The following is a 25,265-nucleotide window of genomic DNA, read 5'->3' on the forward strand; positions in this document are numbered from 1 at the left end:
GTGGAGGCGGCCCGGTTCGCGTTCCAGCAGTCGTGGCAGAAGCAGACGGTGGGCACGTCCTGACCCGAGGGGGGCGGTGAACGGCAGGTGACCGGCACGAAGGACAACACGCCCGTCCAGGCAGCCGGCTGCGTCCTGTGGCGCCGCTCCCCCATCGACGGCCAACTGGAGATCTGCCTGGTCCACCGTCCCAAGTACGACGACTGGTCCCACCCCAAGGGCAAGCTGAAGCGCGGCGAGGATCCGCTGGCCGGCGCCCTGCGCGAGGTCGGGGAGGAGACCGGCTACGCCGCCGTGACCGGCGCCGAGCTGCCCACCCTGTACTACCTCGCGAACGGCCGCCCCAAGCAGGTCCGCTACTGGGCGGCCGAGGCCGTCTCCGGCAGCTTCACCCCGACCACCGAGGTCGACCGCATCCTGTGGCTGACTCCCGACGCGGCCCGCCGCCGCCTGACCCAGCCCCGCGACGGCGAGCTGGTCGACGAACTCCTGGCCACCATGCGCCCCGCCTGAAGCCGCTCACCGCTCACCGCTCACCGTCAGGATCCGGCCACATGCCCCGACGCGTCCGTACGGGCCCGGCTTCTCGCCCGACGGGCCGGCCCACGCCAGCCGCAGCTGCACCGGGCCACACAGAACGGCCCTTGCTCGACCGTCGTCGTGCGGTGCTCCGGATGATCGTTTCCGGGGTCGGACCGGCCCTGCTGCGTCACGCCGACAACGTTACCCAGCCCGGCTGAACAGCTCGTCAGCCCTTAGTGAGAGTCCTCCGTGCCCCCGCCGGAAACCGCCGTCGAGCACCCCCACGACCCCACCGGCCGCGTGACGGCTCAACCTACTCGTCGTTAACCGGAACGACAGGGGGCCAGTGACGGACGTACGGCTGGGGGTAGGCAGGCGATGGCGGAGCGGCAGCAGGGCAGGGCGGGCGGGACGGTCGTCGCGGCGGGGCTGATGGCCTGTATCTGCCTCGGCGGTACCGGATGCTCCGGCAGCGGCGCGGCCGCGGACAACGCCCACCCCGCCGACCCGGTCCGCACCCTGCAGAACGCCGCCGACGCGCTGCGGGACGCCGGCAGTTCCAAGGCCCGTACGTCGATGGAGATGGCCACCGGCGGCACCCGCGTCACCATCCGCGGCGAGGGCGCATACGACTACACCCGGCAGCGCGGCCGCCTGAAGGTGCTGCTCCCCCAGGACCCGGCCGGCGAGCAGGAGCACCGCCCGATCACCGAACTCCTCGCCCCCGGCGCCCTGTACATGAAGAACCGCGGCGCCGGCGTCCCCGCCGACAAGTGGGTGCGCGTCGACACGGCCACCCTCTCCGACGGAAACCTGGTGACCGGTGGCGCCACCGACCCCTTCGCCGCCGCCGAGGTGCTGCGCGGCGCGCGCTCCGCGGAGTACGTCGGCCGGACCGAGATCGCCGGCACCGAGGTCAGCCACTACCGCGGCACCGCCGACCTGGCCCGGGCCGCGCAAAATGCCTCGGCCGGGAGCAGGGAATCCCTCCAGGCGGCGGCGAAAGGGTTCGCCACGGCCGAGGTGCCGTTCGACGTGTACCTCGACGACCAGGGCCGCATCCGCAAGGTCCGGCACCGCTTCAGCTTCGTCAACGGCCACCACAGGACCCCCGTGGCGGTCTCGTCGACGACCCTCCTCTACGACTTCGGGGCCCCCGTCGACGTACGACTGCCGCCCGCGGAGCACATCTACGCGGGCCGGATCGCCGAGGAGTGACCGGCGCGAACTAGCCCGTCCGTGCCATGCGCGTTGTGTAGGCCGCTCCCTACTCTAGGAAGTCGGTGACGGCAGAGAAGAGGTGATGCACGTGGCTCCGGTCGGCGGTACGGCAGTTCAGGACCACGTGGCCCTCGCCGAGATAGAGCTGTGCGGAGAGCTGATCATCGCGGCCTCGGCAGCGGACGACAGGCTGAGCCTGGAGAGCATCGACGAGGTGCTGCGAGTGGCCGAAGAACGCGCAGCGGCATCCCACACCTGAGCGAACGCTCACGTCCGCAGCAACCGCCCGATGGCCTTCGTGGCCTCCTCCACCTTGGCATCGATCTCGCCACCGCCCTTGAGGGCGGCATCGGCGACACAGTGCCGCAAATGCTCCTCCAGCAACTGCAGCGCGAAGGACTGCAGAGCCTTGGTGGACGCGGACACCTGCGTGAGTATGTCGATGCAGTAGACGTCTTCATCGACCATCCGCTGCAGCCCCCGGATCTGCCCCTCGATCCGGCGCAGCCGCTTCAGATGCTCGTCCTTCTGCTTGTGGTACCCGTGAACGCCACGGTCGTGGTCGGTCACCACGCCCTCGGAGGGCGCCCCGGAGCCGGTCTCGGTGGTCGTCATGGCGTCCTCCATCCACATACCCCTACTGGGTATATCGTACCGAACTTTGCTGGGTATAGGCCTCTTGGCCGCTGCCCGGACCGACCCCCCGAACCGCCCCCGTACAGACGAACTATTTTCATGGGCGACACTGGAGGACGGCCCATTAGCCGTGGCCGGATGATGCACCTAGCATCAGCCTGACCGAAACCGAAGCACTTAGAGGAACCCACGTGCGCTTTCGTCTGACCCCCAGGGAGACGAGCTTCTACGACATGTTCGCCGCATCCGCGGACAACATCGTCACGGGCTCCAAGCTCCTGATGGAACTGCTCGGGGCGGACGCTTCCGCCCGGGCCGAGATCGCAGAGCGTATGCGGGCAGCGGAACACGCCGGTGACGACGCCACGCACGCGATCTTCCACCAGCTGAACTCCTCGTTCATCACGCCCTTCGACCGCGAGGACATCTACACCCTCGCGTCCTCCCTCGACGACATCATGGACTTCATGGAGGAGGCCGTCGACCTGGTCGTCCTCTACAACGTCGAGGAACTCCCCAAGGGCGTCGAGCAGCAGATCGAAGTCCTCGCCCGCGCAGCCGAGCTGACGGCCGAGGCAATGCCGCACCTGCGCACCCTCGACAACCTCACCGAGTACTGGATCGAGGTCAACCGCCTCGAGAACCAGGCCGACCAGATCCACCGCAAGCTTCTGGCCCACCTCTTCAACGGCAAGTACGACGCGATCGAGGTCCTGAAGCTCAAGCAGATCGTCGACGTCCTCGAAGAGGCCGCCGACGCCTTCGAGCACGTGGCGAACACGGTGGAGACCATCGCCGTCAAGGAGTCCTGACCCGTCCATGGACACCTTCGCCCTGGTCGTGACCATCCTGGTCGCCCTCTTCTTCACCTACACCAACGGCTTCCACGACTCGGCGAACGCGATCGCCACGTCCGTGTCGACGCGCGCGCTGACCCCGAAGGCCGCCCTGGCCATGGCCGCGGTCATGAACCTGGCCGGTGCGTTCCTGGGCAGCGGCGTGGCGAAGACGGTCAGCGAGGGCCTGATCGAAACCCCCGAGGGCTCCACGGGGATGGGCATCCTCTTCGCCGCCCTCCTCGGCGCGATCACCTGGAACCTCGTCACCTGGTACTTCGGCCTGCCGTCCTCCTCCTCCCATGCCCTGTTCGGCGGCATGGTGGGCGCGGCACTGGCCGGCGGCACCCAGGTCTACTGGGACGGCGTCCTCGAGAAGGTCATCATCCCGATGTTCGTCTCCCCCGTGGTCGGTCTCGTGGTCGGCTACCTGGTGATGACGGCCATCATGTGGATCTTCCGCCGGGCCAACCCGCACAAGGCCAAGCGCAGTTTCCGCATCGCACAGACCGTCTCCGCGGCCGGTATGGCCCTGGGCCACGGCCTCCAGGACGCCCAGAAGACCATGGGCATCGTCGTCATGGCCCTGGTCATCGCCGACGTCGAGGACTACGGCGACCCGATCCCGGTCTGGGTCAAGATCGCCTGCGCGCTCATGCTCTCTCTCGGCACATACGCCGGCGGCTGGCGCATCATGCGCACACTGGGCCGCCGCATCATCGAGCTGGACCCCCCACAGGGCTTCGCCGCGGAAACCACCGGCGCGTCGATCATGTTCACCACTGCCTTCCTCTTCAAGGCACCCATCTCCACGACCCACGCCATCACCTCGGCCATCATGGGCGTCGGCGCGACGAAGCGGGTGAACGCGGTGCGGTGGGGCGTCGCCAAGAACATCGTCCTCGGCTGGTTCATCACGATGCCGGCAGCAGCGATCGTCGCGGCGCTGGCCTTCGGCCTCGTGCACCTGGCGTTCCTATAACCCCTGCCCGGCGTTGCGCTGGGCCCGGGTGGGTCGCGCAGCCCGGCGCTGACGGTAATCCCCCCCAAGGGGGGGGACCCCCACCCCCCCCCCTTTCCTCCCTGGGGCCCCCCCTCGGGGGGGGGCACGACTGCCCGCGGACTGACGGAGTGGTGGCGGCACGGGCTGACGGGCCTGCCCGCGGCTTGACGGGTCGGGGCCGCAGTCGCGTACGGCGGGAAGGGGACGTGTCGGGGGGTGTCCGCCCGCAGCGGATGCCGGAAACGACCGGTGCCCACTCCAAGAAACCCAACGGCAGACCGAGGACGGACACCCCCCGGCGCGGCCCCGCCCCACAACGAAACCGCAGGCGCAACCCGCACCCCCACGCACCCGCACAGGCCGCCGCAGGCATCCCGCCCAAGCGCCGCAGGCACCCCCACCACGCACCCGCACAGGCACCCCAGGCATCCCGCCCAAGCGCCGCAGGCATCCCCACCACGCACCCGCACAGGCACCCCAGGCATCCCGCCCAAGCGCCGCAGGCATCCCCACCACGCGCCCACACAGGCACCCCAGGCATCCCGCCCAAGCGCCGCAGGCATCCCCACCACGCACCCGCACAGGCACCCCAGGCATCCCGCCCAAGCGCCGCAGGCATCCCCACCACGCACCCGCACAGGCACCGCAGGCATCCCGCCCAAGCGCCGCAGGCACCCGCACCCCCAACAAAAGGAACCCGCCCCCGGAAGCCAGGGGCGGGCCCTTTTTGTCCTCGCGGTGGCACCGCCATGCAGCACCGCGAGGGGTCTGATCAGCCGAACCGGCCGGAGATGTAGTCCTCCGTGGCCTGGACCGACGGGTTGGAGAAGATCCGCTCCGTGTCGTCGATCTCGATCAGCTTGCCGGGCTGCCCGACAGCAGCGAGGTTGAAGAACGCGGTCCGGTCGGAGACCCGCGCAGCCTGCTGCATGTTGTGCGTCACGATGACGATCGTGAACCGCTCCTTCAGCTCACCGATCAGGTCCTCGATCGCAAGCGTCGAGATCGGGTCAAGGGCAGAGCACGGCTCGTCCATCAGCAGAACGTTCGGCTCCACCGCAATCGCCCGCGCGATGCACAGCCGCTGCTGCTGACCACCGGACAGCCCGGACCCCGGCTTGTTCAGCCGGTCCTTCACCTCGTTCCAGAGGTTCGCACCCTTCAGCGACTTCTCGACGATGTCGTCCAGCTGCGACTTCTTGTACGAGCCGAGCAGCTTCAGACCGGCCGCGACATTGTCGTAGACGGACATCGTGGGGAACGGGTTCGGCCGCTGGAAGACCATGCCGACCTCACGCCGCACGGACACCGGGTCGATCCCGGTGGCGTACAGGTTCTCGTCGTCGAGCATGACCTTGCCCTCGACGCGCCCACCCGGAGTCACCTCGTGCATCCGGTTCAGCGTGCGCAGGAACGTGGACTTGCCGCAACCGGACGGCCCGATGAAGGCCGTAACGGACCGGGGCTCGATGGTCATCGAGATGTCCTCGATGGCCCGGAACGAGCCGTAGTAGGCGCTGAGGCCGCTGACATCAATGCGCTTGGCCATGAAAAATCACTGCTTCTTTCGGGAAATCGGTCGCTGAGTGGCCGCGTCAGCGACCGGTCTTCGGAGCCTTCCAGCGGGCGATGCCGCGGGCCAGCAGGTTCAGGATCATCACGAAGGCGATCAGCGTCAGGGACGCCGCCCAGGCGCGGTCGTACGCCGGCTGGGCACCCGCGCTCTGCGAGTACTGCTGGTAGATGTACAGCGGCAGCGAGGCCTGGGCCCCTTCAAACGGGTTGTTGTTGATGAACGGGTTACCGAACACCAGCAGCAGCACCGGAGCGGTCTCACCGGCGATACGGGCGATCGCCAGCATGATGCCGGTGGTGATACCGCCGATCGCGGTCGGCAGGACGATCTTGAGGATCGTGCGCCACTTGGGCACACCGAGCGCCAGCGAGGCCTCGCGCAGCTCGTTCGGGACGAGCTTGAGCATCTCCTCGGTGGAGCGGACCACGACCGGCATCATCAGGATCGCCAGCGCGAGCGAGCCGGCGAAGCCGAAGGGCTGCATCTCGAAGATCAGCATGATGCTGAGGATGAACAGACCGGCGACGATCGACGGGATACCCGTCATGACGTCGACGAAGAAGGTGACGGCCCGGGCGAGGGCGCCGCGCCCGTACTCCACCAGGTAGATCGCGGTGAGCACACCGATCGGCGCGGCGATCACCGTGGCGAGGCCGACCTGCTCCAGGGTGCCGATGATGGCGTGGTAGATACCGCCGCCCGGCTCCCGGTCGGCGACGACGCCCATCGAGTGGGTCAGGAAGTAGACGTCGAGGACCTTGACGCCGCGCTCGACGGTCGCCCAGACCAGGGAGGCGAGCGGCACCACGGCGAGCAGGAAGGCGACCCAGACCAGGGAGGTCGCGATGCGGTCCTTGGCCTGCCGCTTGCCCTCGACCATCGAGGCGATGACGTACGTGCCGAGGATGTAGAGGATCGCGGCGATCAGGCCCCACTGGACCCGGCTGTCCAGGCCGCCGCCGAGGCCGATGCCGACGGCCACGGCGAGGGAGCCGGCGGCGATCGCATACGGGGACCACTTGGGCAGGCTGGCGCCGCGCAGAGTGGTGGGGCGCTTGTCTGTGAGGACGGTGCTCATGCGTTGGCCCCCGAGTACTCCTTGCGGCGGGCGATGATCGCCCGGGCCGCGCCGTTGACCAGCAGGGTGATGACGAACAGGACCAGACCGGAGGCGATCAGCGCGTCACGGCCGAACGGCGACGCCTCACCGAACTTGGCGGCGATGTTCTGGGCGAAGGTGCCGCCGCCCGGGTCGAGCAGGCTGGCGTGGATCAGGAAGTCCGGCGACAGGACCGTGGCGACGGCCATCGTCTCGCCGAGCGCGCGGCCGAGGCCCAGCATCGAGGCGGAGATCACGCCGGAGCGGCCGAACGGCAGCACCGACATGCGGATGACCTCCCAGCGCGTGGCGCCGAGAGCCAGGGCGGCCTCCTCGTGCATCTGCGGGACCTGCTTGAAGACCTCACGGCTGACGTTCGTGATGATCGGCAGGATCATGATCGCCAGCAGGATGCCGACGGTGAGCATGGAGCGGGGGGCGCCGCCCTGCCAGTCGAAGATGCCGGTCCAGCCGAAGTAGTCGTCCAGCCAGCCGAACAGGCCGTCCATCTGCGGTACGAGGATCAGGGCGCCCCACAGGCCGTACACGATGGACGGCACCGCGGCGAGCAGGTCGATCACGTAGGCGATGGGACCGCTCAGCCTGCGCGGGGCGTAGTGCGTGAGGAACAGCGCGATGGCGACCGCGATCGGGACCGCGATGACCATGGCGATGATCGAGGAGATCACGGTGCCGTAGGCCAGTACGGCGATACCGAAGACCGGCGGCTGGGTGCCCGTGTTCCACTCGAAGGTGGTCAGGAAGTTGCCCTCGTCCTCGCTGATGGCAAGGACGGCCCGGTAGGTGAGGAAGCCCGCGATCGCGGCCATGATCGCCAGCAGCAGAATGCCCGAGCCGCGGGACAGACCGAGGAAGATCCGGTCTCCGGGTCGGGTGGCGCCACGGGCGGCGCGCTTGAGCTCGGCCTCGGTCGGCTGGGGCGCTGGGGGAGGTGTTGCAGTGTTCTTCTGTGTCGTTATGTCCATCGGGTTCTCCGGTCTGCGGAGCCGCACTCGACGTACGGCTCCTGGCGGCGGTGCACCGGACGGTGCGGCCCGGTCCCGTGGCGGGACCGGGCCGCACACTCAGGTCAGCTCAGGCCCTCGATGGTGGTGCGGACCTTGGCGATGATCTCGTCGGGGATCGGCGCGTAGCCGGCGTCGGCCAGCAGGCCCTGGCCGTCCTCGCTGGCGATGTAGTTCAGGAACGCCTTGGTGGCGGGCAGGGTGTCGGCCTTGTTGCCCTTGTCGCAGACGATCTCGTACGTGACCAGGGTGATCGGGTAGGCGCCCTCGGCCTTGGTCTTGTAGTTGATGTCGAGCGCGAGGTCCTTGCCTGTGCCGACGACCTCGGCGTCCGCGATGGCCTTGGTGGCACCGTCGGTGGAGGCCTTGACCGGCTCGCTGGCGCCGGTGTCGATGGCGACGATACCCATGCCCTCGGCGTAGGACAGCTCCATGTAGCCGATGGCGCCGGAGGTCTGCGAGACCTGCTGGGCGACACCGGAGGAGCCGTTCGCGGCCTGGCCGCCGTCGGCCTGCCAGGCCTTACCGCCCTCGTACTTCCAGTTCTCCGGGGTGGTGGCGATCAGGTACTTGGTGAAGTTGTCCGTGGTGCCGGACTCGTCCGAGCGGTGGAACGGCTGGATGGCCAGGTCGGGCAGGTCGGCGTCCGGGTTCAGCTTCGCGATCGCCGAGTCGTTCCACTTCTTGATCTTGCTGTCGAAGATCTTGGCGAGGGTCGGGGCGTCCAGGACCAGGTTGTCGACACCCGGGACGTTGTAGCTGACCGCGATCGGGCCGCCGACCATCGGGAGGTCGATGCCCTGGCCACCGGAGCAGACCTCCTTGGAGGCCGCGATCTCCTCGGAGTCCAGCGCAGAGTCGGAACCGGCGAAGGCGACCTGACCGTTGTTGAACGCGGTGATGCCGGCGCCGGAGCCGCCACCCTTGTAGTTGATCTGTACGCCGTTGCAGGCAGCGGTGAACTGCTTGACCCAGGCGTCGATCGCGTTCTTCTGCGCCGACGAGCCGTCGGCCAGCAGCTGGCCCTTGGCGTCGTTGCACTCGATGGAGCTGCCCTGGGCGGTCGACGTGGAGTCGCTGTCGCCGCCGTTGCCCGTTTCGTCGGAGCCGCACGCCGTGAGGGCCAGGGCGCCGGAGACGGCGAGAGCACCGAGGGTGAGGGCCCGCCGGTTCATGCGCTGAAGCTTCACTTTCGGGAGTTCCTTCCAGGAGCCGCCGTCCTGATCGGCGGCGTGCGAAGTCTGGGTGATGTGAACGCACGCTCGAAGTGCGCCCGTCATCCGTACGGCCGAAATTAGGCAGAACAGGTGAAGCCGCCTATGGCCGTAAGTGAACGGAGGGTGAACCCCTGCGGTCGGTGTGGTTAGGTCACGGAATGCTCACGGGGAGAACACGCCGAGGTTCCGGCAGGTCGCCCATCAGGGGCGACGCCTACCGAAGCAGCACGAACCGGAAGCGACACTTCGCATGAAGCTACATGCTTTACACGGAACCGGTCACTGACGTAGCTGCGGGCAGTCGTGCCGCTGGGGCGGCACGGGTGGGCGCAGCGGCACCCCGCAACGCAGACCGGCATCCCTGGAACCCCCGCGCCCGCGGACCCGTCTCGATGGACGAAGACGGCGGCAGCGGGAGGCACCCATGGAGCGGCGGACGTTCATCGGCGGCGGGGCAGCCGCGATCGTGGGGGTGGCGTCGGCAGCATGCACCGGCGGCACCGGACCCGCCAGCGCCACGGCCACTGCCGACCGGCCGTCCACCACCTCCCGTACGCCGGCCCGCACCACCGCCACCACGGCCGCCGCCGCCTGGACCGCCCTGGCCCGCGACCTGGACGGCACCCTGATCCGCCCCGGAGACGCCTCCTGGGCGACGGCCCGCCAGCTCTACAACACCCGCTTCGACACGCTGAAGCCCGCCGCGGTCGCCTACGTCGCCCACCCCGACGACATCCGCACGGCCCTCGCCCACGCCCGCGCCCACGACATCCGCGTCGCCATCCGCAACGGCGGCCACTCCTACGCGGGCTGGTCCTCCGGCAACGGCCGGCTGATCGTCGACGTGGCCAAGCTGAACCTCGTCCGCGCGAGCGGTGGCACGGCGGTCGTCGGCGCCGGCGCCAAGCTGATCGACGTCTACCGCGCGCTCGCCGCCAAGGGCGTGACGATCCCGGCGGGCTCCTGCCCGACGGTCGGCGTCTCCGGCCTGGTGCTCGGCGGCGGACACGGGGTCGTCTCCCGGGCGTACGGCCTGACCTGCGACAGCCTCACCCGGGCCACGCTCGTCACGGCGGACGGCAAGCAGCTCACCGCCGACGCCGACGAGCACAAGGACCTCTTCTGTGCCTTGCGCGGCGCGGGCAACGGCAACTTCGGCGTCGTCACGGAACTACACTTCCGTACGCACCCCGCCCCGCAGGCGGTCTCGGCGTACCTGAGCTGGCCGTGGGCCAGGGCGGCCGCGGTGGTGAAGGCCTGGCAGGAGTGGGGCCCGGACCAGCCCGACGAGATCTGGTCCTCCCTCCACCTGGCGAATGCCACTGGGGGTACCCCCACCGTCTCCGTCGCCGCGTTCTCCCTCGGCACCTACGGCGAACTCCAGAACGCCGTCGACCGCCTGGCCGCCCGGATCGGCTCCCCGGCGAGCAACGTCTCACTGAAGCGGCGCTCGTACGAGGAGTCCATGGAGGTCTACGCCGGCTGCTCGTCCTTCGCGACGGACGCGCAGTGCCATCTGCCGGGCTCGACACCGGGGCGCTCCCCCGAGGGCGCGCTGGGCCGCGAGACGTACGCCGCCCGCTCCGACTTCTTCGACCGCTCGATCTCGGCCACCGGCATCCAGACGCTCCTGTCGCAGCTGACGTCGGTGCGCGGCGGCTCGGGCAGCATCGCCCTGACCGCACTCGGCGGCGCGGTCAACCGCGTCTCCCCGACGGCGACGGCCTTCGTGCACCGCCGCTCCCGGATGCTGGCCCAGTACATCGCCGCCTGGCGCGCGGGCACGTCCGGCTCGACGGCCCAGTCCTGGCTGACGTCGGCGCACCGGTCGATGCGCCCGTACGCCTCGGGCGCGGCCTACCAGAACTACACGGACCCGACCCTGACGAACTGGCGGAAGGCGTACTACGGGGATGCGGCGACCCGCCTGACGAAGCTGAAGCGGATCTACGACCCGAACCGGGTGTTCACGTATCCGCAGGGCCTGTGAGCCCGGTGCCCGCCGGGGAGCCCCTCACGCCGCCAGGTCCCGCTCCTCGGAGTCGGCCGACTCCTTGCGGGTGCCCGGGATGAGGGTCTCCTGGCCGGTCGCCGAGGATCTGCGGCGGATCAGCCGGCCGGCCCGGGGCGACCGCTCGACGGCCTTCATGACCGGCGTGAGCAAGGCCATGGCCAGCGGCGACAGCAGCAGGGCGACCGCCGTGCCGAGCGCGAATCCGCCGATGACGTCCGTCGGGTAGTGGACGCCCATGTAGACCCGGAGGAACCCTTCGAGCAGGGCGAGCCCGATGCCGGCGAGCCCGAACTTCCGGTGGGCGACGAAGAGACCGACACCCATGGCCATGGTGATGGTGGCGTGATCGCTTACGAACGAGAAGTCGGTCTTGCCGGAGACGAGGACGTCCAGCCCTTCATGGTTGACGAAGGGCCGGGGCCGTTCCACGAAACCCCGTATCGGCACGTTCACCAGCACCGCGATGCCGGCCGCCAGCGGCGCCCACACCAGCGCGGCGACGGAGGAGGCCGCCTCCTCGCCTCCACGCCTACGGACGGACCACCAGCACCACACCACGAGCAGCACCATGGCGAGCAACAGCCCGTACTCACCCACGAACTCCATGATCCGGTCGAACCAGGACGGTGCGTCCTTGGCCAGGCCGTTGATGTCGTAGAGCAACTCGACGTCGGGGTTCGACCCGGATTGCGCGAGTCCAGCCATGGTGCAGCGGGCCCCTTCGTCGTCGTCTCCGCGGGCACAGGTGCGTGCGCCGCTCTGCCACCCCCGTGGTGTGTAGATCCGTGTGGCTCGGCTACGTCAACAGGAACGCACGACTCCCCTCACTGCGTTCCACACTCCACTGAATGATCACGCAGACGTTATCGAAGAGAGACTCATCATCGCAGCTCAGGGGGGAGGCTCACGTTCGGTTCACCCCGGATCCGGCAGTGGCCGGGAGCGCTTTTGCGCCATCTTCGGTGACCCGGGTGGCGCCGAAGTAGTCAGGGGTGTCGATCGGGTCGAACCGGATGACAGCCCCCGGCCTCGGGGCATCGATCATGTACCCGCCTCCGACATAGATCCCCACATGCCGGATGGCCCGCGAATTGGTGAGGTCGTCCGAGAAGAACACCAGATCCCCCGGCAGCAGCTCCTCGCGCGACGGGTGCGGGCCGGCGTTGTACTGATCATTGGCGACGCGCGGCAGCGTGATCCCCACACTCTCGTACGCGGCCTTGGTCAGCCCCGAGCAGTCGAACCGTCCACCCTGCTCCGCCGTACCGTTGCCGCCCCAGAGGTACAGCGTGCCGAGCTTCTCCTGCGCGTAGTGGATGGCACCGGCGGCCTGCTCGGAGGGATCGACCCGCCCGACGGGCGCGGCGAAGCTCTGCTCGAGGGTCGTGATGGTCTGCACGTAGTTCTGGGTCTCCTTGTACGGCGGCACGCCCCCGTACTTGATGACCGCGTACGCCCCCGCGTTGTAGGCGGCGAGCATGTTCTTCGTCGCGTCCCCCGGCACGTCCTTCACGTACGAAGCGAGCTCGCAGTCGTAGGAAGCAGCCGACGGAATCGCGTCGTTGGGATCCCAGACATCCCGGTCCCCGTCCCCGTCGCCGTCGATCCCGTGTGTGGCCCAGGTGCCCGGGATGAACTGCGCTATCCCCTGCGCCTGCGCCGGACTCTGGGCCCTCGGATCGAACCCGCTCTCCTGATACAACTGCGCGGCGAGCAGCGCCGGGTTGATGGCGGGACACTTGTTGCCCCACTTCTCCACGAGGGGCTGATAGGCGGCGGGCACCGCCCCCTTGGCCAGCTTCTTGCTCGCCCCGTTCACACCGTTGACGAGGTTCCCGGCGACGACGTACACCCCGACGACGAGCAGCATCACGAACGCGACCCCGGCGCCCCCGGCGGCAACCGCCACGACCCACGCCTTACGCACCGTCAACCGCCCCTCGTTGCCCGGGAGTACGCCCAGGTCAGTGTAGAGGCAGGGCCTTGGATCAGGAGGTAGCTTCCGGGCCAGGTTCGGGGCGGGCGCGCTACGAGCGCCGCGCGCTCAGGGGGGCACGCTGTTTGCGCCCCTCACTGACACTCGGCCCACAGCAGCTTCCCGCACTCGGATGCGCCCGGTTCGCCCAGTACGGACACGCCCCACGTGTCCGCGCACGCCTGTACGAGTTGCAGACCGCGTCCGGTTTCGGCGTCCGCCGGTGGTGCGCCGGCGGGCGGGCCGTTCTTCGCGAACCCAGGCGGGACACGAGGGTCGGTGTCCCATACGGCAACCCTCAGCCGCCCGGGCTCGGCATGCCGCAGGCGCAGGGCGTAAGGGCCGGCGGTGTGGAGGTGGGCGTTGGCGAGGAGTTCGGCGGCGACGAGTTCGGCGGTGGGGGTGAGCTCGGTGAGCCCGTGGGCGGCCAGGACGGTACGCAGGGTTGCGCGCGCGATGCCTGGTGCGCGGGGATCGTGCGGGAGTTGGAGGGTGTAGGTCCAGGGCGGGGATACGGTGGGCATGGAAGTGTCCGTTCAGGTAGGGGGGTTGGGGTGGCAGCCCAGTGACCTCGCCGCTCCGTCGAGCGGGGCGCTTCTGGGCGGGGCGCCAGTTGTAAGGTAGCGACAGCAGAGTGAACGTATTCACTTCTTGCCGAAATCACGATAACTACCACCCATGTGAGTGACAGCAAGGAGGCGGCAAGCCCGTGAGGAACCCAACGGGTCGCCAACTGCGCTTCGGCGCAGAGTTGCGCAAGCTGCGCGAACGCGCGGGCCTGAGCGCCACCGAGGCTGGTCAACTCCTGGGCATCAAGCAGGCGCAGGTCAGCAATATGGAGGCCGGTCGAGTAGGCGTGAGCGCCGAGCGAGTGCGCACGATCGCCTGCCACTACGACTGCTCCGACAAGCCCCTCATCCAGGCGCTCAGCGACATGACCTCCCAGCGCACACGCGGTTGGTGGGAGCAGTACCGCGAACTACTGCCCAGCGCGCTCCTAGATCTGGCTGAACTGGAGTACCACGCCCAGTCGTTGCGCGGCGCCACTACAGCCCGCATCCCGGGCCTGCTCCAGACACGGGAGTACGCACTCGAGATCTTCCGCCAGGCGGTCACCGAACTCTCGCCGCCTGACATCGAGCACCGCGTGTCGTTCCGCGTCAAGCGGCAGGCGATCCTCTTCCGCGAGGACAACCCCACCCCGTACGAGGCGATCATCCACGAGGCGGCCCTGCGCATGAAGGTCGGCGGCCCCACTGTCGCCCGGGCGCAACTACAGCACCTGCTCGACATGAGCGACCGCGATCACGTCACCTTGCGCTCCATCACCTTCGACGTCGGCGCCTACCCGGGATCGGGGCAGTCGCTCTACTACGCGCACGGCCCGGTACCTCAGCTGGACACGGTCCACCTCGACCAGTCACACGGCCTCGTGTTCCTCGACGCCGAGGCACAGTTGCACAAGTACCGAACGCTCTTCGAACGGATCGAAGCCGTCGCTCTCGACCCGGACAAGACGCGGGACCTCATCCACAACGTGATGCGCGATCTGTGAAGGAACGCCATGAGCCAGCGCTGGCAGAAGTCGTCCTACTGCTCCGAAGGCGACTCGTGTGTGCACATATCCACAAGCCACGGCACGATCCGCGTAACCGAGAGCGCCGACCCCACCGGGGCCGTACTCATCGCCACCCCCACCTCCTTCGACGCCCTCCTCACCGCCCTCAAGAAGGACTCCCCCCGTGGCTGAAATCCCCCCGAACCTCACCTGGGAGCGCGCCGCCCCACCCGACGCCACCGGCCCCGGCCCCTGGATCGAGATCGCCTTCGGTGAGGGCGACGACGGCGACGCCCCGGTCTACATCCGCGAGACCAGCGACCCGGAGAACGTGGTTACGACCAACCGCCACAAGTGGGACGCCTTCGTACTCGGCGTACAGGCGGGCGAGTTCGACCACTTCGTGGAGGGCTTGAGCGGCGGTCAGTAACCGCCTGAGCGGCATTGAGCGACCGCCGATCAGTGACGTGACCGTCGGGCAGCCGTGTCACGCCCTCCCGGCCTCCACCCCGCTCGCCGCTCCCAGCGGGAAGCTCACGCCTGTCAGTTCCTCCGACGCCGTCCACAGCCGCCGAGCCGCTGCCGGGTCGCTTGCCGCGGCCGAGCGGCTCACCAGGGTCGGTGCGCCCCGCATCTCGCCCAGCCCGTCGGGTCCGACGTAGCCGGCGCCCGGCAGGTCCTGGACCGCCGCGTACAGGGTCGGCAGGGCGCCGGCCTTGTCGTCCTGGGCGATCAGCCGGTTGCCCAGGCTCATGACCAACCGGCTCACGCGGCTCGCGGCGTGGCTCTGGAGGTTGGTCGCCGCGTACCCGGGGTGCGCAGCGAAGGCGCGGACGGGAGAGCCTGACTTCGTGAGGCGGCGCTGAAGTTCGAGGGTGAAGAGCAGGTTCGCCAGCTTGGACTGGGCGTAGGCCCGCACCGGCGTGTAACCCGACGTCAGATTCAGGTCGTCGAAGCGGATGACGCCGTCGCCGAACCGGTGGGCGCTCGAGGACAGCGTCACCACGCGGTCGGTGATGTACGGCAGCAGCAGGTTCGTCAGCGCGAAGTGGCCCAGATGGTTCGTGCCGAACTGCATCTCGAAGCCGTCCTTGGTCCGCTGCTCCGGGAGCATCATCACGCCCGCGTTGTTGATCAGCAGATCCAGCGGACGGGCCTCCCAGCCCTCCGCGAACGCGCGGACCGAGGCCAGGTCGGCGAGGTCGAGGCGGCGGACCTCCGTGCTGCCGTTCACGGTCGCGGCCGCGGCCCGGCCGCGCTCCGGGTCCCGTACGGCGAAGACGACATGCGCCCCCGCCCGGGCCAGCGCGTCCGCGGCGGCGAGGCCGATGCCGCTGTTGGCGCCCGTGACGACCGCCGTCCGGCCGGTGAGGGCGGGAAGACGGCTTGCGTTCCATTTCGCCGGCCGGGCCGGCTTGCTCGTGGTAGGCATGCCCCTCAATGTAGGCAGCGCCAACAATGCTGTCAATGACAACAATGGTGACGACGCCAACAAAGATGACGCCGACAACATCGAGATACGATGGTGCGCATGCCCGAGAGCCGCCCCTATCACCACGGAGACCTGCGCGCAGCCCTGCTCGCCGGCGCCGAGCGCACCCTGCGGGAGAAGGGGGCCGCCGCCCTGTCCCTGCGCGAACTCGCCCGCGAGACCGGCGTCAGCCATGCCGCCCCGGGTCGGCACTTCAAGGACAAGCAGGCCCTGCTGGACGCCCTAGCCCTCACCGGCTTCGAGCGCCTGACCGAGACCGTGGTCACCGCGGACGACCCCGCACTCCCGATCGAGGAGCGGCTCATCCGTCTCGCGCGGGCCTACCTCGGATTCACCATCGAGAACGCCGCACTGCTGGAGCTGATGTACGCCCGCAAGCACGACCCGGACGTCTCCCAGCAACTCGCGTCAGCCATGGAGCGAGCAATCGAGCCGTTTGTGCGCCTCATCGAAGGCGCCCAGCAGCGCGGCGAGATCGTCGCGGGAGATCCCGAGCAGATCACCCTGCTCGCAGGCGCCACCCTGCACGGCGTCGCCGCCTTCACCGCCCAAGGCACGCTCCCACCCCAGGCCGCACTCGACGGCATCGGCGAACTCGTCCACCATCTCCTGCACGGACTCCGGCCCCGCTGACCCCTCGCCACCGACCCAGGTCACACCGGCAGATAGCCTTCATCCGGAGAACATCGAGACGACCTCTCACCCGACCGACCGTCAAAAACGGCCCCAGGGCATGAAGATGTTCAACGACGGAACCACATGACGGGTTTCGTTCCCACCTCGTTGCCCGGCGTGACCTGCCGTGATACACAGAGTGACGATACGAGGTATTCGTACGAAACCCGCCACTCGATGACGCCAAGTCGACATACGACAGCGCCATTGTCGGCGAGAATGAGGCCTGACCTCTGCGCACCGCAGGGGACTGCGGAACTACCCACCAGGGGCGGTGACTTACATGCTCTTTGCGGCCGACAAGGGAGACATCAACACCATCATCGGCGGGATCGCTCCGGACTGGGGCCCCTTCGGCAGCCTGGGCAACGAGGCGAAGGTGATGATCGAGGTCGTGATGGCGGTGGCCATCCTGATCTGCCTCGGCATCGCCATCTGGGGCGCCGCCAAGCAGCGCATCGGCGCGACGGCCCTGCGCGACACCTTCAGCGCGGAACAGGGCAAGGGCCTCATCATCGCCGGCCTCACCGGGGTGTTCATCATCGGCTCCCTCGGCACGCTCTTCACCATCGTGTACGGCATGGCCGTATAGGCCCGTCCTCCCCTCCGGGCGCGCCCGGTCCGGTCCCCCTCCACCCCACCCGCCCGTCGTGCCCACCGGCTGAGGTTGCGTTTCCCTGATGTCCCTGATGTCGAGTCACCACACCGCGCCCGCGCGGGAACCAGCACGGCTACCGTCGTACATCTACGCGTTCAGTCGGTACGACGGTTTCCGCTACGACGTCAAGGGGGCGTACGCGGCATGAGTCTCGGGGACGAGCACGAAGCCTCCGGCGGTTACGGCGGTACGGGACACACCCGCACCCGCCTGCCCGACGGCGACCCCTACGGGGGCGCGCGCCGCGGCCGGTCATCCTCCCGGAGCCTGGTCACGGTGGTCGGCGTGGTGGTCCTGCTGATCGCCGCGATCGCATTCGCCAACCGTGGAGGAGACGATTCCGAATCCACGGACACGAGCGGCTCCGGCCCGGAGGCGGCGCCTACGGCGGCGAGTGGGGAGCGGCCGGTGGAGTCGGGGACAGGCGGGATCCCGACGGGGTACGCGCGGGATGAGCAGGGGGCGCAGAGTGCGGCGGCGAACTATGCGGTGGCGCTGGGTTCCGCGGAAATGTTCGACACCGCCGGACGGCACAAGATCGTGAACACCGTCTACGCTCCCGATGTCGCCGCCGCCCGGCAGGCGGACCTGGACAGCGCGTACTCGAGCGAGGACTTCCTGGCGAACATCGGCCTCGACAAGAACGGCAAGGCCCCCAAGGGACAGACCTTCGTCTCCCGCGTCATTCCGGTGGGCACCAAGGTCACCGCGTCCAGTGCGAACGACGCCACCGTCGAGGTCTGGTACACCTCGCTCTTCGGCCTGTCCGGCGAGCGCGCGACCAACCCCGTGTCCGAGAGCTGGTACACGACGACGTACCAGCTGACGTGGACCAACAACGACTGGAAAGTCACCGACTTCCAGCAGAAGGACGGACCCGTGCCGGTCGGGCGCGATCAACAGGCCTCCACCGCCGACGACATGACGAAGGCCGTCGAGGAGTACGGAGGGTTCACGTATGCGCGCTAGCCACCGCTTCCTCAAGGTCACGGCTGCCGTCGCCGCCGTCCAGACCACCACGGTGCTGTTGGCCACCCGCGCCTTCGCCGCACCCACGCCCACGCCTTCGCCCACCGCGAGCAACGATCCCTGCGACCTCATCCGGGGCCCCGCCAAGGACTACTGCGAACGAGAAGGCGGCGACAGCCGCACCGGCGGCAGCTCCCCCACCCTCGACCCCACCTCCACCCTCGACCCCCTCTCCTCCCTGGCCAAGGGCTGCGCCGACGCCGCCTCCTGGACCATCGACAAGCTCAGTGAGGCCGTCAACGACACCGCGAACGTCGACTTCACGAACGCCAGGTTCCTCCAGCAGTACGCCGTCGTCTTCGCCGCGTCCACGATCCTCACCCTCCTCCTCTGGCTGCTGGCCGTTGCCAAGCGAGCCGTCCGCGGCGTCCCCCTCAGCACCGCCGTCGGCGAGGCGATCGGCTTCCTCTGGCTCACCGTCCTGGCCTCCGCCTTCACCCCGCTGATCCTGTACACGGTCGTCTCGGCGACGGACGGTGTCTCCGACGTCCTGGCGGAAACCACCGGCGACCAGACGGACGCCTTCTTCGGCAACTTCTCCGGCGCCCTCAAGAAGGGCGAGGACATCGGCGGCGGCCCGATCATGCTGATCGTCGTCTCCCTGGTGTCCATCCTCGCCGCCGGTGTGCTGTGGCTGGAGCTGGTCATCAGGGCCGCGCTGCTCTACGTCGGCGCACTCCTCGGCACCGTCGTCTACGCCGGCCTCGTCGACAAGAACCTGTGGGGTCACGTCCGCCGCTGGGCCGGCATCATGATCGCGGTCATTCTGGTGAAGCCGGTCATCGTGATCGTCCTCGGGCTGGCGGGTGCGCTCTCCGCCGACGACGGCCCGGACGCCTTCTCCGCGGTCGTCTCCGGCCTCGCGATCATCCTGCTCGCCATCTTCGCCTCCGCGATGATCTACCGCTTCGTCCCCGGCTTCGGCGACGAGATCGCCGGCTCCCGCAACAACCGCATCATGCAGAGCGCCGAAGGCAAGGCCGCCGCCGTCATCAGCTCCCCGGCGACCCTGGTCGCCCAGGGCATCAAGACCCACAGCACCCGCGCCGACAACAACGGCGGCCAGTCCGGCGCCAACTCGGCCCCCCGCCCGGCCAACCAGGCCTCGGGCGGCGTCGCCGCGCACAGCTCGCGCCCCTCGAACGGAGGCGGCGGATCTGTCCCATCCGCCGCACCCGCGCCGCGCTCGTCCAGCCCGGTGAACACCCCGCACGCCAGTAACACCCGCAACAGCAATAGCAACCGCACGGGAGGTGAAGGGCGTTGACGACCGAGTCCCACCTGTCCCATCCGGTCACGCCCCGCCGTACATATCTGATCGGCCGCGCCCGGCCGAACGCGATCGTCGGCCGCAACCGCGAGACCGGCGAGATCGCGCTGATCATCGCGGGCGCGTTCCTGGGCATGATGTGCGGGCTGCTCGTCCCGGTCCTCTCCCTGCGCATCGTGCTGCTGATGGGCTTCCCGCTGCTCGCGCTGGCGGTGGTCTACGTGCCGTACAAGCACCGCACGTTCTACAAGTGGTTCGAGATCAACCGCAGTTACAAGCGCACCCTCCGTTCGGGCGCCACCTACCGATCGGCCGCCATCGAGGCCGGCACCCGTCTCGACGGGCGGGAGGTCGAGATCGGCCCGCCCCCCGGCATCGGCCGCATCACCTGGCTCGCCGCCCCCTTCGGGCCCGACGAGATCGCCGTACTGCTGCACGCGGACCGCAAGACGGTCACCGCCGCCATCGAGATCGAGGGCCCGGGCGTCGGTCTGCGCGACTCGGAGGACCAGGAAGCCCTCGTCGACCGCTTCGGCACCCTCCTCAAGCATGTGGCCAACGGCGACGGCTTCGTCACCCGGCTGCAGATGCTCGCCCGCACCCTCCCCGCCGACCCCGACGCCCACGCCAAGGACGTCGCCGTACGCGGCGACGACCGGGCCCCGGCATGGCTGCAGCAGTCGTACGACCAGCTCCAGTCGATGGTGTCGACGAGCAGCGAGCAGCACCGCGCGTATCTCGTCGCCTGTATGCACTACACCCGTGAACTCGCCGCCGAGGCGCATGCGATGGCCCGTGCCGCCCGCCCGCACGGCGGCGGCAAGGTCGACCGGGACGCCGGGCTGGCGGTCGTCATGGCGCGCGAACTGACGGACATCTGCTCGCGCCTCCAGGAGGCCGACATCCGAGTACGGCAGCCGCTCGGGCAGGGACGGCTCGCCTCGCTCATCCACTCCATGTACGACCCGGACCACCCGATCGACCACATCCAGGCGATGACGAAACGCAATGCCTGGCCGGCCGAGCTGGACGCCATGGAGCCGACGTACCTCCAGGCGAAGACCCGCGAGTCGTCCACCCGCGCCCCCTGGTGCCATGCCACGGCCTGGGTGAAGGAGTGGCCGATGACCCCGGTGGGCGTCAACTTCCTGGCGCCCCTCCTCGTCCACACCCCGGACGTCATCCGAACGGTCGCCGTGACGATGGATCTCGAGCCCACCGAGGTAGCCATCGAACGCATGCTGACCGAGAAGACGAACGACGAGGCCGAGGCCTCCCGCGCCGCCAAGATGAACCGCACCGTCGACCCGCGCGACATCGCCGCCCACAACCGTCTCGACCAGCGAGGAGAAGACCTGGCGAGCGGTGCGGCAGGGGTGAACCTGGTCGGCTACATCACCGTCTCCTCCCGCACCCCGGAGGCGTTGGCGCGCGACAAGCGGACGATAAGGGCCTCGGCCGGCAAGTCGTATCTGAAACTGGAGTGGTGCGACCGCGAGCACCACCGGGCCTTCGTGAACACGCTCCCGTTCGCCACCGGAATCCGAAGGTAGGGGTTGATGCCCTGATGCGGGACCCGCTCTCCGCCATCACCGAAGCCTTCACGTCCTTCCTCTTCGGCAAGGTCGAGACCACCCGGCTGCCCGTACGCACCTCCACGGGCCAGGCGCAGGCGGTCTACCTCCCCACCGCCGCCCCCGGCCTCGGCGACTCCGGCGTCATCATCGGCCGCGAGGTGTACTCCGGGAAGGGCTACATCTACGACCCCTTCCAGCTCTACGGCCAACAGCTCCCTGCCCCGCACTGGCTGGTCCTCGGCGAGTCCGGCAACGGCAAGTCGGCGCTGGAGAAGACATACGTCCTACGACAGCTGCGCTTCCGGGACCGGCAGGTCGTCGTGCTCGACGCGCAGGGTGAGGACGGCGTCGGCGAGTGGAACCTCATCGCCCAGGAGCTGGGGATAACTCCCATCCGCCTGGACCCGATGGCCGCCCTCGACCACGGCATCCGCCTCAACCCGCTCGACCCGGCGATCACGACGACGGGTCAGCTCGCCCTGCTCCGGACCATCATCGAGGTCGCGATGGGGCATGGGCTGGACGAGCGGTCCGGCTTTGCACTCAAGGTCGCGCACGCCTACGTCAACGAGACCATCGTCGAGCGCCAGCCGGTCCTGACCGACATCGTGGAGCAGCTACGGCATCCCGAGCCGGAGTCCGCCGAGTCGATGAACGTCGACATAGACGACGTACGGGCGTGGGGCCTGGACGTGGCACTGGTCCTGGACCGTCTGGTCGACGGTGACCTGCGCGGCATGTTCGACGGCCCGACAACGGTCGGGATCGATCTGGACGCCCCGCTGATCGTCTTCGACCTCTCCCACATCGACCGCAACTCCATCGCCATGCCGATCCTGATGGCGATCGTCGGCGTATGGCTGGAGCACACCTGGATCCGCCCCGACCGGAAGAAGCGCATCTTCCTGGTCGAAGAGGCCTGGCACATCATCAACAGCCCCTTCGTGGCGCAGCTGTTCCAGCGGCTGCTGAAGTTCGGGCGACGGCTGGGCCTGTCCTTCGTGGCGGTCGTACACCATCTGTCCGACGTCGTGGACGGGGCTGCGGCGAAGGAGGCCGCGGCGATCCTGAAGATGGCGTCGACCCGGACCATCTACGCCCAGAAGGCGGACGAGGCGAGGGCGACGGGCCGGGTGCTGGGTCTGCCGCGGTGGGCCGTCGAGATCATCCCGACCCTCACTCCCGGCATCGCCGTCTGGGACGTCAACGGCAACGTCCAGGTCGTCAAACACCTGGTCACGGAGACGGAACGCCCGCTGGTCTTCACCGACCGGGCGATGACCGAGTCCTCCAGCGACCTCGTCGACGACGCGCTGCGCGCCGCCGAGCTGGAGGCGGAGGAGCGGGCGGCGGCCTTCATGGAACAGCACCTCGGCGACTCCGAGTCGACGGTGGCGTAGGAGGGCGGCGTGAGACCGGACGACCACCGGCGGGACGGCCAGGGCGGTATCCCCGACGGCCTGCTGATCGGCATACTCGCGTTCCTGCTCGGCGTGACGCTGCTGGTCTGGTCGGCCACGGGCCTGGCCGGCTGGTTCTCCCACGGCGCCTGGCCGTCCGGCGTGACCTTCACCCGCACGCCCCTGGCCATGCGCCACCTCGTCGCCGAACCCCACGACATCACCGGCGCCTGGCCCCACACGCCGGGGACGCAGCTCTCCGGGTACGGGCTGTTCTGGGGGCTGTTCATCGGCCAGCTGATGGTGCTGTTCGTGCTGACGGTGTTCGTGATGGGGACGCTGGCACGGTGGAAGGCGGTACGGGCGAGACAGAGGTCTGCGTCGGCGGCACACGAGCAGACGCGGGAGCACACCAAGGACGCCGAGGCCACGCCCCCGGCGCCGGCGATCGAACCGCACGAGCTCCGGGCCCCGGCAGAGCAGGCACCCAGCGGGGACCGGCCCCAAGAGGTCCCGACTCCGAGAAGAGCCCCGGACCCGGATCCGACGGCGCTACTCCGCCCAACGCCACCGGACCCCGAGCGTCCCACCCCCCTGTTCGGCGGTGAACGGGTCGGCGGGTGGGAAAAGATCCTCGTGACGACGGCGGAGAGCCGCGCCGCCACCGCAGCCCAGGCCATCCGCGACGCGGAAGGCCCCGCCCTCATCGTCACGTCGAACCCCACCCTCTGGCAGGACACCAAGGACGCCAGATCAAAACTCGGTCCGGTCCTCCTCTACGACCCCACCCACCGCTGCGACACCCCGGCCCGTCTCCACTGGTCCCCCATCACAGGCTGCGAGGACAAGCCAACGGCCACAGCAAGAGCCGCCGCCCTCCTCACGCCGGTCCGCCCCACCGCCAAGATCGACCAGGCGCTCAGCGACACCGCCGAGACACTGCTCCGCAGCTACCTCCACGCCGCCGCCCTCGACAACCGCACCATCCGCCACGTCCACCGCTGGTCCCAGGGCACCCAGATCCAGGAAGCCGTACGCACCCTGCGTACGCACCCCAAGGCGGCCCCTGGCGCCGCCGGCGAACTCGAGGCCGCCCTCACCGCGCACCCCGAACGCCGCGACATGGCTCACGAGTTGACCAGTCGCGCCCTGTCCTCACTGTTCACGGTGAACGTCCGCGAGGCATGCACCCCAAACCGAACTGATGCGCTCACCTTGGATTCCTTCATCGACGAAGGGGGCACGCTTTATATGGTCGGTGAATCCATCGAGGACCCCAGGACGAACCCCGGCGCGATGCCTCTCCTCACGGCCCTCGTCTCCAGCGTGGTCGAGCGCGGCCGGCGCATGGCCGAACGGTCATCCTCCGGTCGCCTCGACCCACCACTGACCCTTGTCCTCGACGACATCGCGGCCGTGGCCCCGTTCCTCCAACTCCCGTCCCTACTCACGTCCGGACCGGAGCAGGGCCTCCCCACCCTGGCCCTCCTCCGCTCCCGCGAACAGGCCCGCTCCCGCTGGCCGCACGACGAGCTGCCGGTCTGACGTCACTCTCTTTCGAGAACGAACTCCCGCTCACAGCCGCCCGTTTGTCCGTCCAACGGCACGGTCACCCCACTCGGCTCGAACCCCACCTTCCGGTAGAAGGCCTGCGCCCGCCCGTTCTCCTCGTGCACGATGAGCCGCACCCGCTCCAGCCCCCGCCCCCAGGCCCACTCCAGGGCCTCGTCGAAGAGCAGCTCGGTCAGCCCGCACCCACGGTGCTCGGGCCGCATGTACACGCCCACGACATGCCCCTGCAGCCGCTCGACTGGAAACCCGGCCCAGTCCGTCGTCCCCGGCTCCTCGACCAGCACGGTCAACGTCCCGACCAACTCCCCGCCGGGCCCCTCAGCAACGATCTGCTGCGCCGCTACCGCTCCCTCGGCACTCCTCGCCGCCCGTTCCTGCCAGAAGGAGTCAGGCCGGGCCGCGGCCTCCTCATACGTCTCCAGAAAGGCAAGATGCGCCACCGGATCCCGCAGCGCCCTCAACCGCAGCTCCTTCACCGCCGGCCACTCGTCGACACGTATGGACCGGACGACGTACCGCTCATCCGTGCTGATGCTCATGAGGGTCACCGTAACGCAGAAAACCCCCGTGCCGTCCGGCACGGGGGTTTTCTCAAGAATTGTTCGGCGGTGTCCTACTCTCCCACAGGGTCCCCCCTGCAGTACCATCGGCGCTGTGAGGCTTAGCTTCCGGGTTCGGAATGTAACCGGGCGTTTCCCTCACGCTATGACCACCGAAACACTGTGAAACTGTGAACGCCGCACCACGCGCGGCGGCGTGGGGCTGTTCGTGGTTTCAGAACCAACACAGTGGACGCGAGCAACTGAGGACAAGCCCTCGGCCTATTAGTACCGGTCAACTCCACCCCTTACGGGGCTTCCATATCCGGCCTATCAACCCAGTCGTCTACTGGGAGCCTTACCCTCTTATA

The 25,265-nt window shown here is 68.9% G+C and carries 26 protein-coding genes and 1 rRNA gene; 16 read left to right on the forward strand and 11 right to left on the reverse strand.

Going from position 1 to position 25,265, the window contains the following annotated elements:
- Positions 1-87 precede the first annotated feature (87 nt).
- The 3 genes from ACTWQJ_RS17035 (at position 88) to ACTWQJ_RS17045 (ending at position 2,002) form a co-directional block, all read left to right on the forward strand.
- Entirely contained in the window at positions 88-513 is a 426-nt protein-coding gene (locus ACTWQJ_RS17035; protein WP_443307481.1) for an NUDIX hydrolase, read from the forward strand.
- Between the two features lie 387 nt (positions 514-900).
- The gene (locus tag ACTWQJ_RS17040; RefSeq protein ID WP_443307482.1) at positions 901-1,740 is read left to right on the forward strand and encodes a hypothetical protein; all 840 of its coding nucleotides are present in this window, start codon (positions 901-903) and stop codon (positions 1,738-1,740) included.
- Positions 1,741-1,825: 85 nt separating this feature from the next.
- Entirely contained in the window at positions 1,826-2,002 is a 177-nt protein-coding gene (locus tag ACTWQJ_RS17045) for a hypothetical protein (protein ID WP_443307483.1), read from the forward strand.
- Positions 2,003-2,010: 8 nt separating this feature from the next.
- Here ACTWQJ_RS17045 and ACTWQJ_RS17050 read toward each other — a convergent pair whose 3' ends face one another.
- Complete coding sequence (locus ACTWQJ_RS17050; RefSeq protein WP_443307484.1) at positions 2,011-2,358, reverse strand: metal-sensitive transcriptional regulator; 348 nt, start codon at positions 2,356-2,358, stop codon at positions 2,011-2,013.
- A gap of 212 nt (positions 2,359-2,570) precedes the next feature.
- On the opposite strand from ACTWQJ_RS17050, the gene ACTWQJ_RS17055 reads away from it, so the two are divergent.
- Together ACTWQJ_RS17055 and ACTWQJ_RS17060 are read left to right on the forward strand one after the other, a co-directional pair.
- A complete protein-coding gene (locus ACTWQJ_RS17055) occupies positions 2,571-3,191 on the forward strand; it encodes a DUF47 domain-containing protein (RefSeq protein WP_443307485.1) in 621 nt (206 codons plus the stop codon).
- Positions 3,192-3,198: 7 nt separating this feature from the next.
- A complete protein-coding gene (locus ACTWQJ_RS17060) occupies positions 3,199-4,197 on the forward strand; it encodes an inorganic phosphate transporter (protein WP_443307486.1) in 999 nt (332 codons plus the stop codon).
- 793 nt (positions 4,198-4,990) lie between these two features.
- Here the strand turns inward: ACTWQJ_RS17060 and pstB are convergent.
- From pstB to pstS, 4 genes are all read right to left on the reverse strand, one after another.
- Positions 4,991-5,767, reverse strand: a complete 777-nt coding sequence (gene pstB / locus ACTWQJ_RS17065; protein WP_443307487.1) for a phosphate ABC transporter ATP-binding protein PstB — start codon at positions 5,765-5,767, stop codon at positions 4,991-4,993.
- A gap of 46 nt (positions 5,768-5,813) precedes the next feature.
- A complete protein-coding gene (gene pstA / locus ACTWQJ_RS17070) occupies positions 5,814-6,872 on the reverse strand; it encodes a phosphate ABC transporter permease PstA (protein ID WP_443307488.1) in 1,059 nt (352 codons plus the stop codon).
- Positions 6,869-7,879 carry a phosphate ABC transporter permease subunit PstC gene (pstC, locus tag ACTWQJ_RS17075; protein WP_443307489.1) on the reverse strand — a complete coding sequence of 337 codons (1,011 nt, stop codon included), beginning with the start codon at positions 7,877-7,879 and terminating at the stop codon, positions 6,869-6,871. Before pstC ends, pstA begins: the two co-directional genes overlap by 4 nt.
- Before the next feature lie 104 nt (positions 7,880-7,983).
- Entirely contained in the window at positions 7,984-9,108 is a 1,125-nt protein-coding gene (gene pstS, locus ACTWQJ_RS17080) for a phosphate ABC transporter substrate-binding protein PstS (protein WP_443307490.1), read from the reverse strand.
- A 451-nt stretch (positions 9,109-9,559) separates the two neighbouring features.
- Between pstS and ACTWQJ_RS17085 the strand changes: the two genes are divergently transcribed.
- A complete protein-coding gene (locus ACTWQJ_RS17085; protein WP_443307491.1) occupies positions 9,560-11,125 on the forward strand; it encodes an FAD-binding oxidoreductase in 1,566 nt (521 codons plus the stop codon).
- A gap of 24 nt (positions 11,126-11,149) precedes the next feature.
- On the opposite strand, the gene ACTWQJ_RS17090 is transcribed toward ACTWQJ_RS17085, so the two are convergent.
- The 3 genes from ACTWQJ_RS17090 to ACTWQJ_RS17100 all read right to left on the reverse strand — a co-directional run bounded on the left by ACTWQJ_RS17090 (position 11,150) and on the right by ACTWQJ_RS17100 (position 13,648).
- A complete protein-coding gene (locus ACTWQJ_RS17090; protein ID WP_443307492.1) occupies positions 11,150-11,854 on the reverse strand; it encodes a phosphatase PAP2 family protein in 705 nt (234 codons plus the stop codon).
- Between the two features lie 199 nt (positions 11,855-12,053).
- A complete protein-coding gene (locus ACTWQJ_RS17095; protein WP_443307493.1) occupies positions 12,054-13,082 on the reverse strand; it encodes a C40 family peptidase in 1,029 nt (342 codons plus the stop codon).
- A 137-nt stretch (positions 13,083-13,219) separates the two neighbouring features.
- Positions 13,220-13,648 carry an ATP-binding protein gene (locus tag ACTWQJ_RS17100; RefSeq protein ID WP_443307494.1) on the reverse strand — a complete coding sequence of 143 codons (429 nt, stop codon included), beginning with the start codon at positions 13,646-13,648 and terminating at the stop codon, positions 13,220-13,222.
- Between the two features lie 185 nt (positions 13,649-13,833).
- On the opposite strand from ACTWQJ_RS17100, the gene ACTWQJ_RS17105 reads away from it, so the two are divergent.
- Genes ACTWQJ_RS17105 through ACTWQJ_RS17115 form a run of 3 tightly spaced genes read left to right on the forward strand, consistent with a single transcriptional unit; the run spans position 13,834 to position 15,112 of the window.
- Positions 13,834-14,679, forward strand: a complete 846-nt coding sequence (locus ACTWQJ_RS17105) for a helix-turn-helix domain-containing protein (RefSeq protein ID WP_443307495.1) — start codon at positions 13,834-13,836, stop codon at positions 14,677-14,679.
- A gap of 9 nt (positions 14,680-14,688) precedes the next feature.
- On the forward strand, positions 14,689-14,874 hold the full coding sequence (locus ACTWQJ_RS17110; protein WP_443307496.1) for a DUF397 domain-containing protein: 186 nt from the start codon (positions 14,689-14,691) through the stop codon (positions 14,872-14,874).
- Positions 14,867-15,112 (forward strand): DUF397 domain-containing protein, encoded by a 246-nt coding sequence (locus ACTWQJ_RS17115; protein ID WP_443307497.1) that lies wholly within the window; start codon positions 14,867-14,869, stop codon positions 15,110-15,112. Before ACTWQJ_RS17110 ends, ACTWQJ_RS17115 begins: the two co-directional genes overlap by 8 nt.
- A 57-nt stretch (positions 15,113-15,169) precedes the next feature.
- On the opposite strand, the gene ACTWQJ_RS17120 is transcribed toward ACTWQJ_RS17115, so the two are convergent.
- Positions 15,170-16,114, reverse strand: a complete 945-nt coding sequence (locus ACTWQJ_RS17120) for an oxidoreductase (RefSeq protein ID WP_443307498.1) — start codon at positions 16,112-16,114, stop codon at positions 15,170-15,172.
- 90 nt (positions 16,115-16,204) lie between these two features.
- Here ACTWQJ_RS17120 and ACTWQJ_RS17125 point away from each other — a divergent pair, with 90 nt between their 5' ends.
- The 7 genes from ACTWQJ_RS17125 (at position 16,205) to ACTWQJ_RS17155 (ending at position 24,328) form a co-directional block, all read left to right on the forward strand.
- Complete coding sequence (locus ACTWQJ_RS17125; RefSeq protein WP_443307499.1) at positions 16,205-16,807, forward strand: TetR/AcrR family transcriptional regulator; 603 nt, start codon at positions 16,205-16,207, stop codon at positions 16,805-16,807.
- A gap of 325 nt (positions 16,808-17,132) precedes the next feature.
- Positions 17,133-17,441 (forward strand): hypothetical protein, encoded by a 309-nt coding sequence (locus tag ACTWQJ_RS17130; RefSeq protein WP_004000049.1) that lies wholly within the window; start codon positions 17,133-17,135, stop codon positions 17,439-17,441.
- A 210-nt stretch (positions 17,442-17,651) separates the two neighbouring features.
- Positions 17,652-18,476: a hypothetical protein gene (locus ACTWQJ_RS17135; protein ID WP_443307500.1), complete on the forward strand. Its 825-nt coding sequence runs from the start codon at positions 17,652-17,654 to the stop codon at positions 18,474-18,476.
- Positions 18,466-19,803 carry a hypothetical protein gene (locus tag ACTWQJ_RS17140; RefSeq protein WP_443307501.1) on the forward strand — a complete coding sequence of 446 codons (1,338 nt, stop codon included), beginning with the start codon at positions 18,466-18,468 and terminating at the stop codon, positions 19,801-19,803. Before ACTWQJ_RS17135 ends, ACTWQJ_RS17140 begins: the two co-directional genes overlap by 11 nt.
- Entirely contained in the window at positions 19,800-21,359 is a 1,560-nt protein-coding gene (locus tag ACTWQJ_RS17145; protein WP_443307502.1) for an SCO6880 family protein, read from the forward strand. Before ACTWQJ_RS17140 ends, ACTWQJ_RS17145 begins: the two co-directional genes overlap by 4 nt.
- A 14-nt stretch (positions 21,360-21,373) precedes the next feature.
- Positions 21,374-22,783 carry an ATP-binding protein gene (locus tag ACTWQJ_RS17150; RefSeq protein ID WP_443307503.1) on the forward strand — a complete coding sequence of 470 codons (1,410 nt, stop codon included), beginning with the start codon at positions 21,374-21,376 and terminating at the stop codon, positions 22,781-22,783.
- 9 nt (positions 22,784-22,792) lie between these two features.
- On the forward strand, positions 22,793-24,328 hold the full coding sequence (locus tag ACTWQJ_RS17155) for a type VI secretion protein (RefSeq protein WP_443307504.1): 1,536 nt from the start codon (positions 22,793-22,795) through the stop codon (positions 24,326-24,328).
- Between the two features lie 2 nt (positions 24,329-24,330).
- Here the strand turns inward: ACTWQJ_RS17155 and ACTWQJ_RS17160 are convergent, their stop codons facing one another.
- Both ACTWQJ_RS17160 and rrf read right to left on the reverse strand, forming a co-directional pair.
- On the reverse strand, positions 24,331-24,894 hold the full coding sequence (locus ACTWQJ_RS17160; RefSeq protein WP_443307505.1) for a GNAT family N-acetyltransferase: 564 nt from the start codon (positions 24,892-24,894) through the stop codon (positions 24,331-24,333).
- A 61-nt stretch (positions 24,895-24,955) separates the two neighbouring features.
- Positions 24,956-25,072, reverse strand: a 5S ribosomal RNA gene (rrf, locus tag ACTWQJ_RS17165).
- Between the last annotated feature and the right edge of the window lie 193 nt (positions 25,073-25,265).

It is taken from the genome of Streptomyces sp. KR55, assembly GCF_052245645.1.
Classification (GTDB): Bacteria; Actinomycetota; Actinomycetes; order Streptomycetales; family Streptomycetaceae; genus Streptomyces; species Streptomyces flavusporus.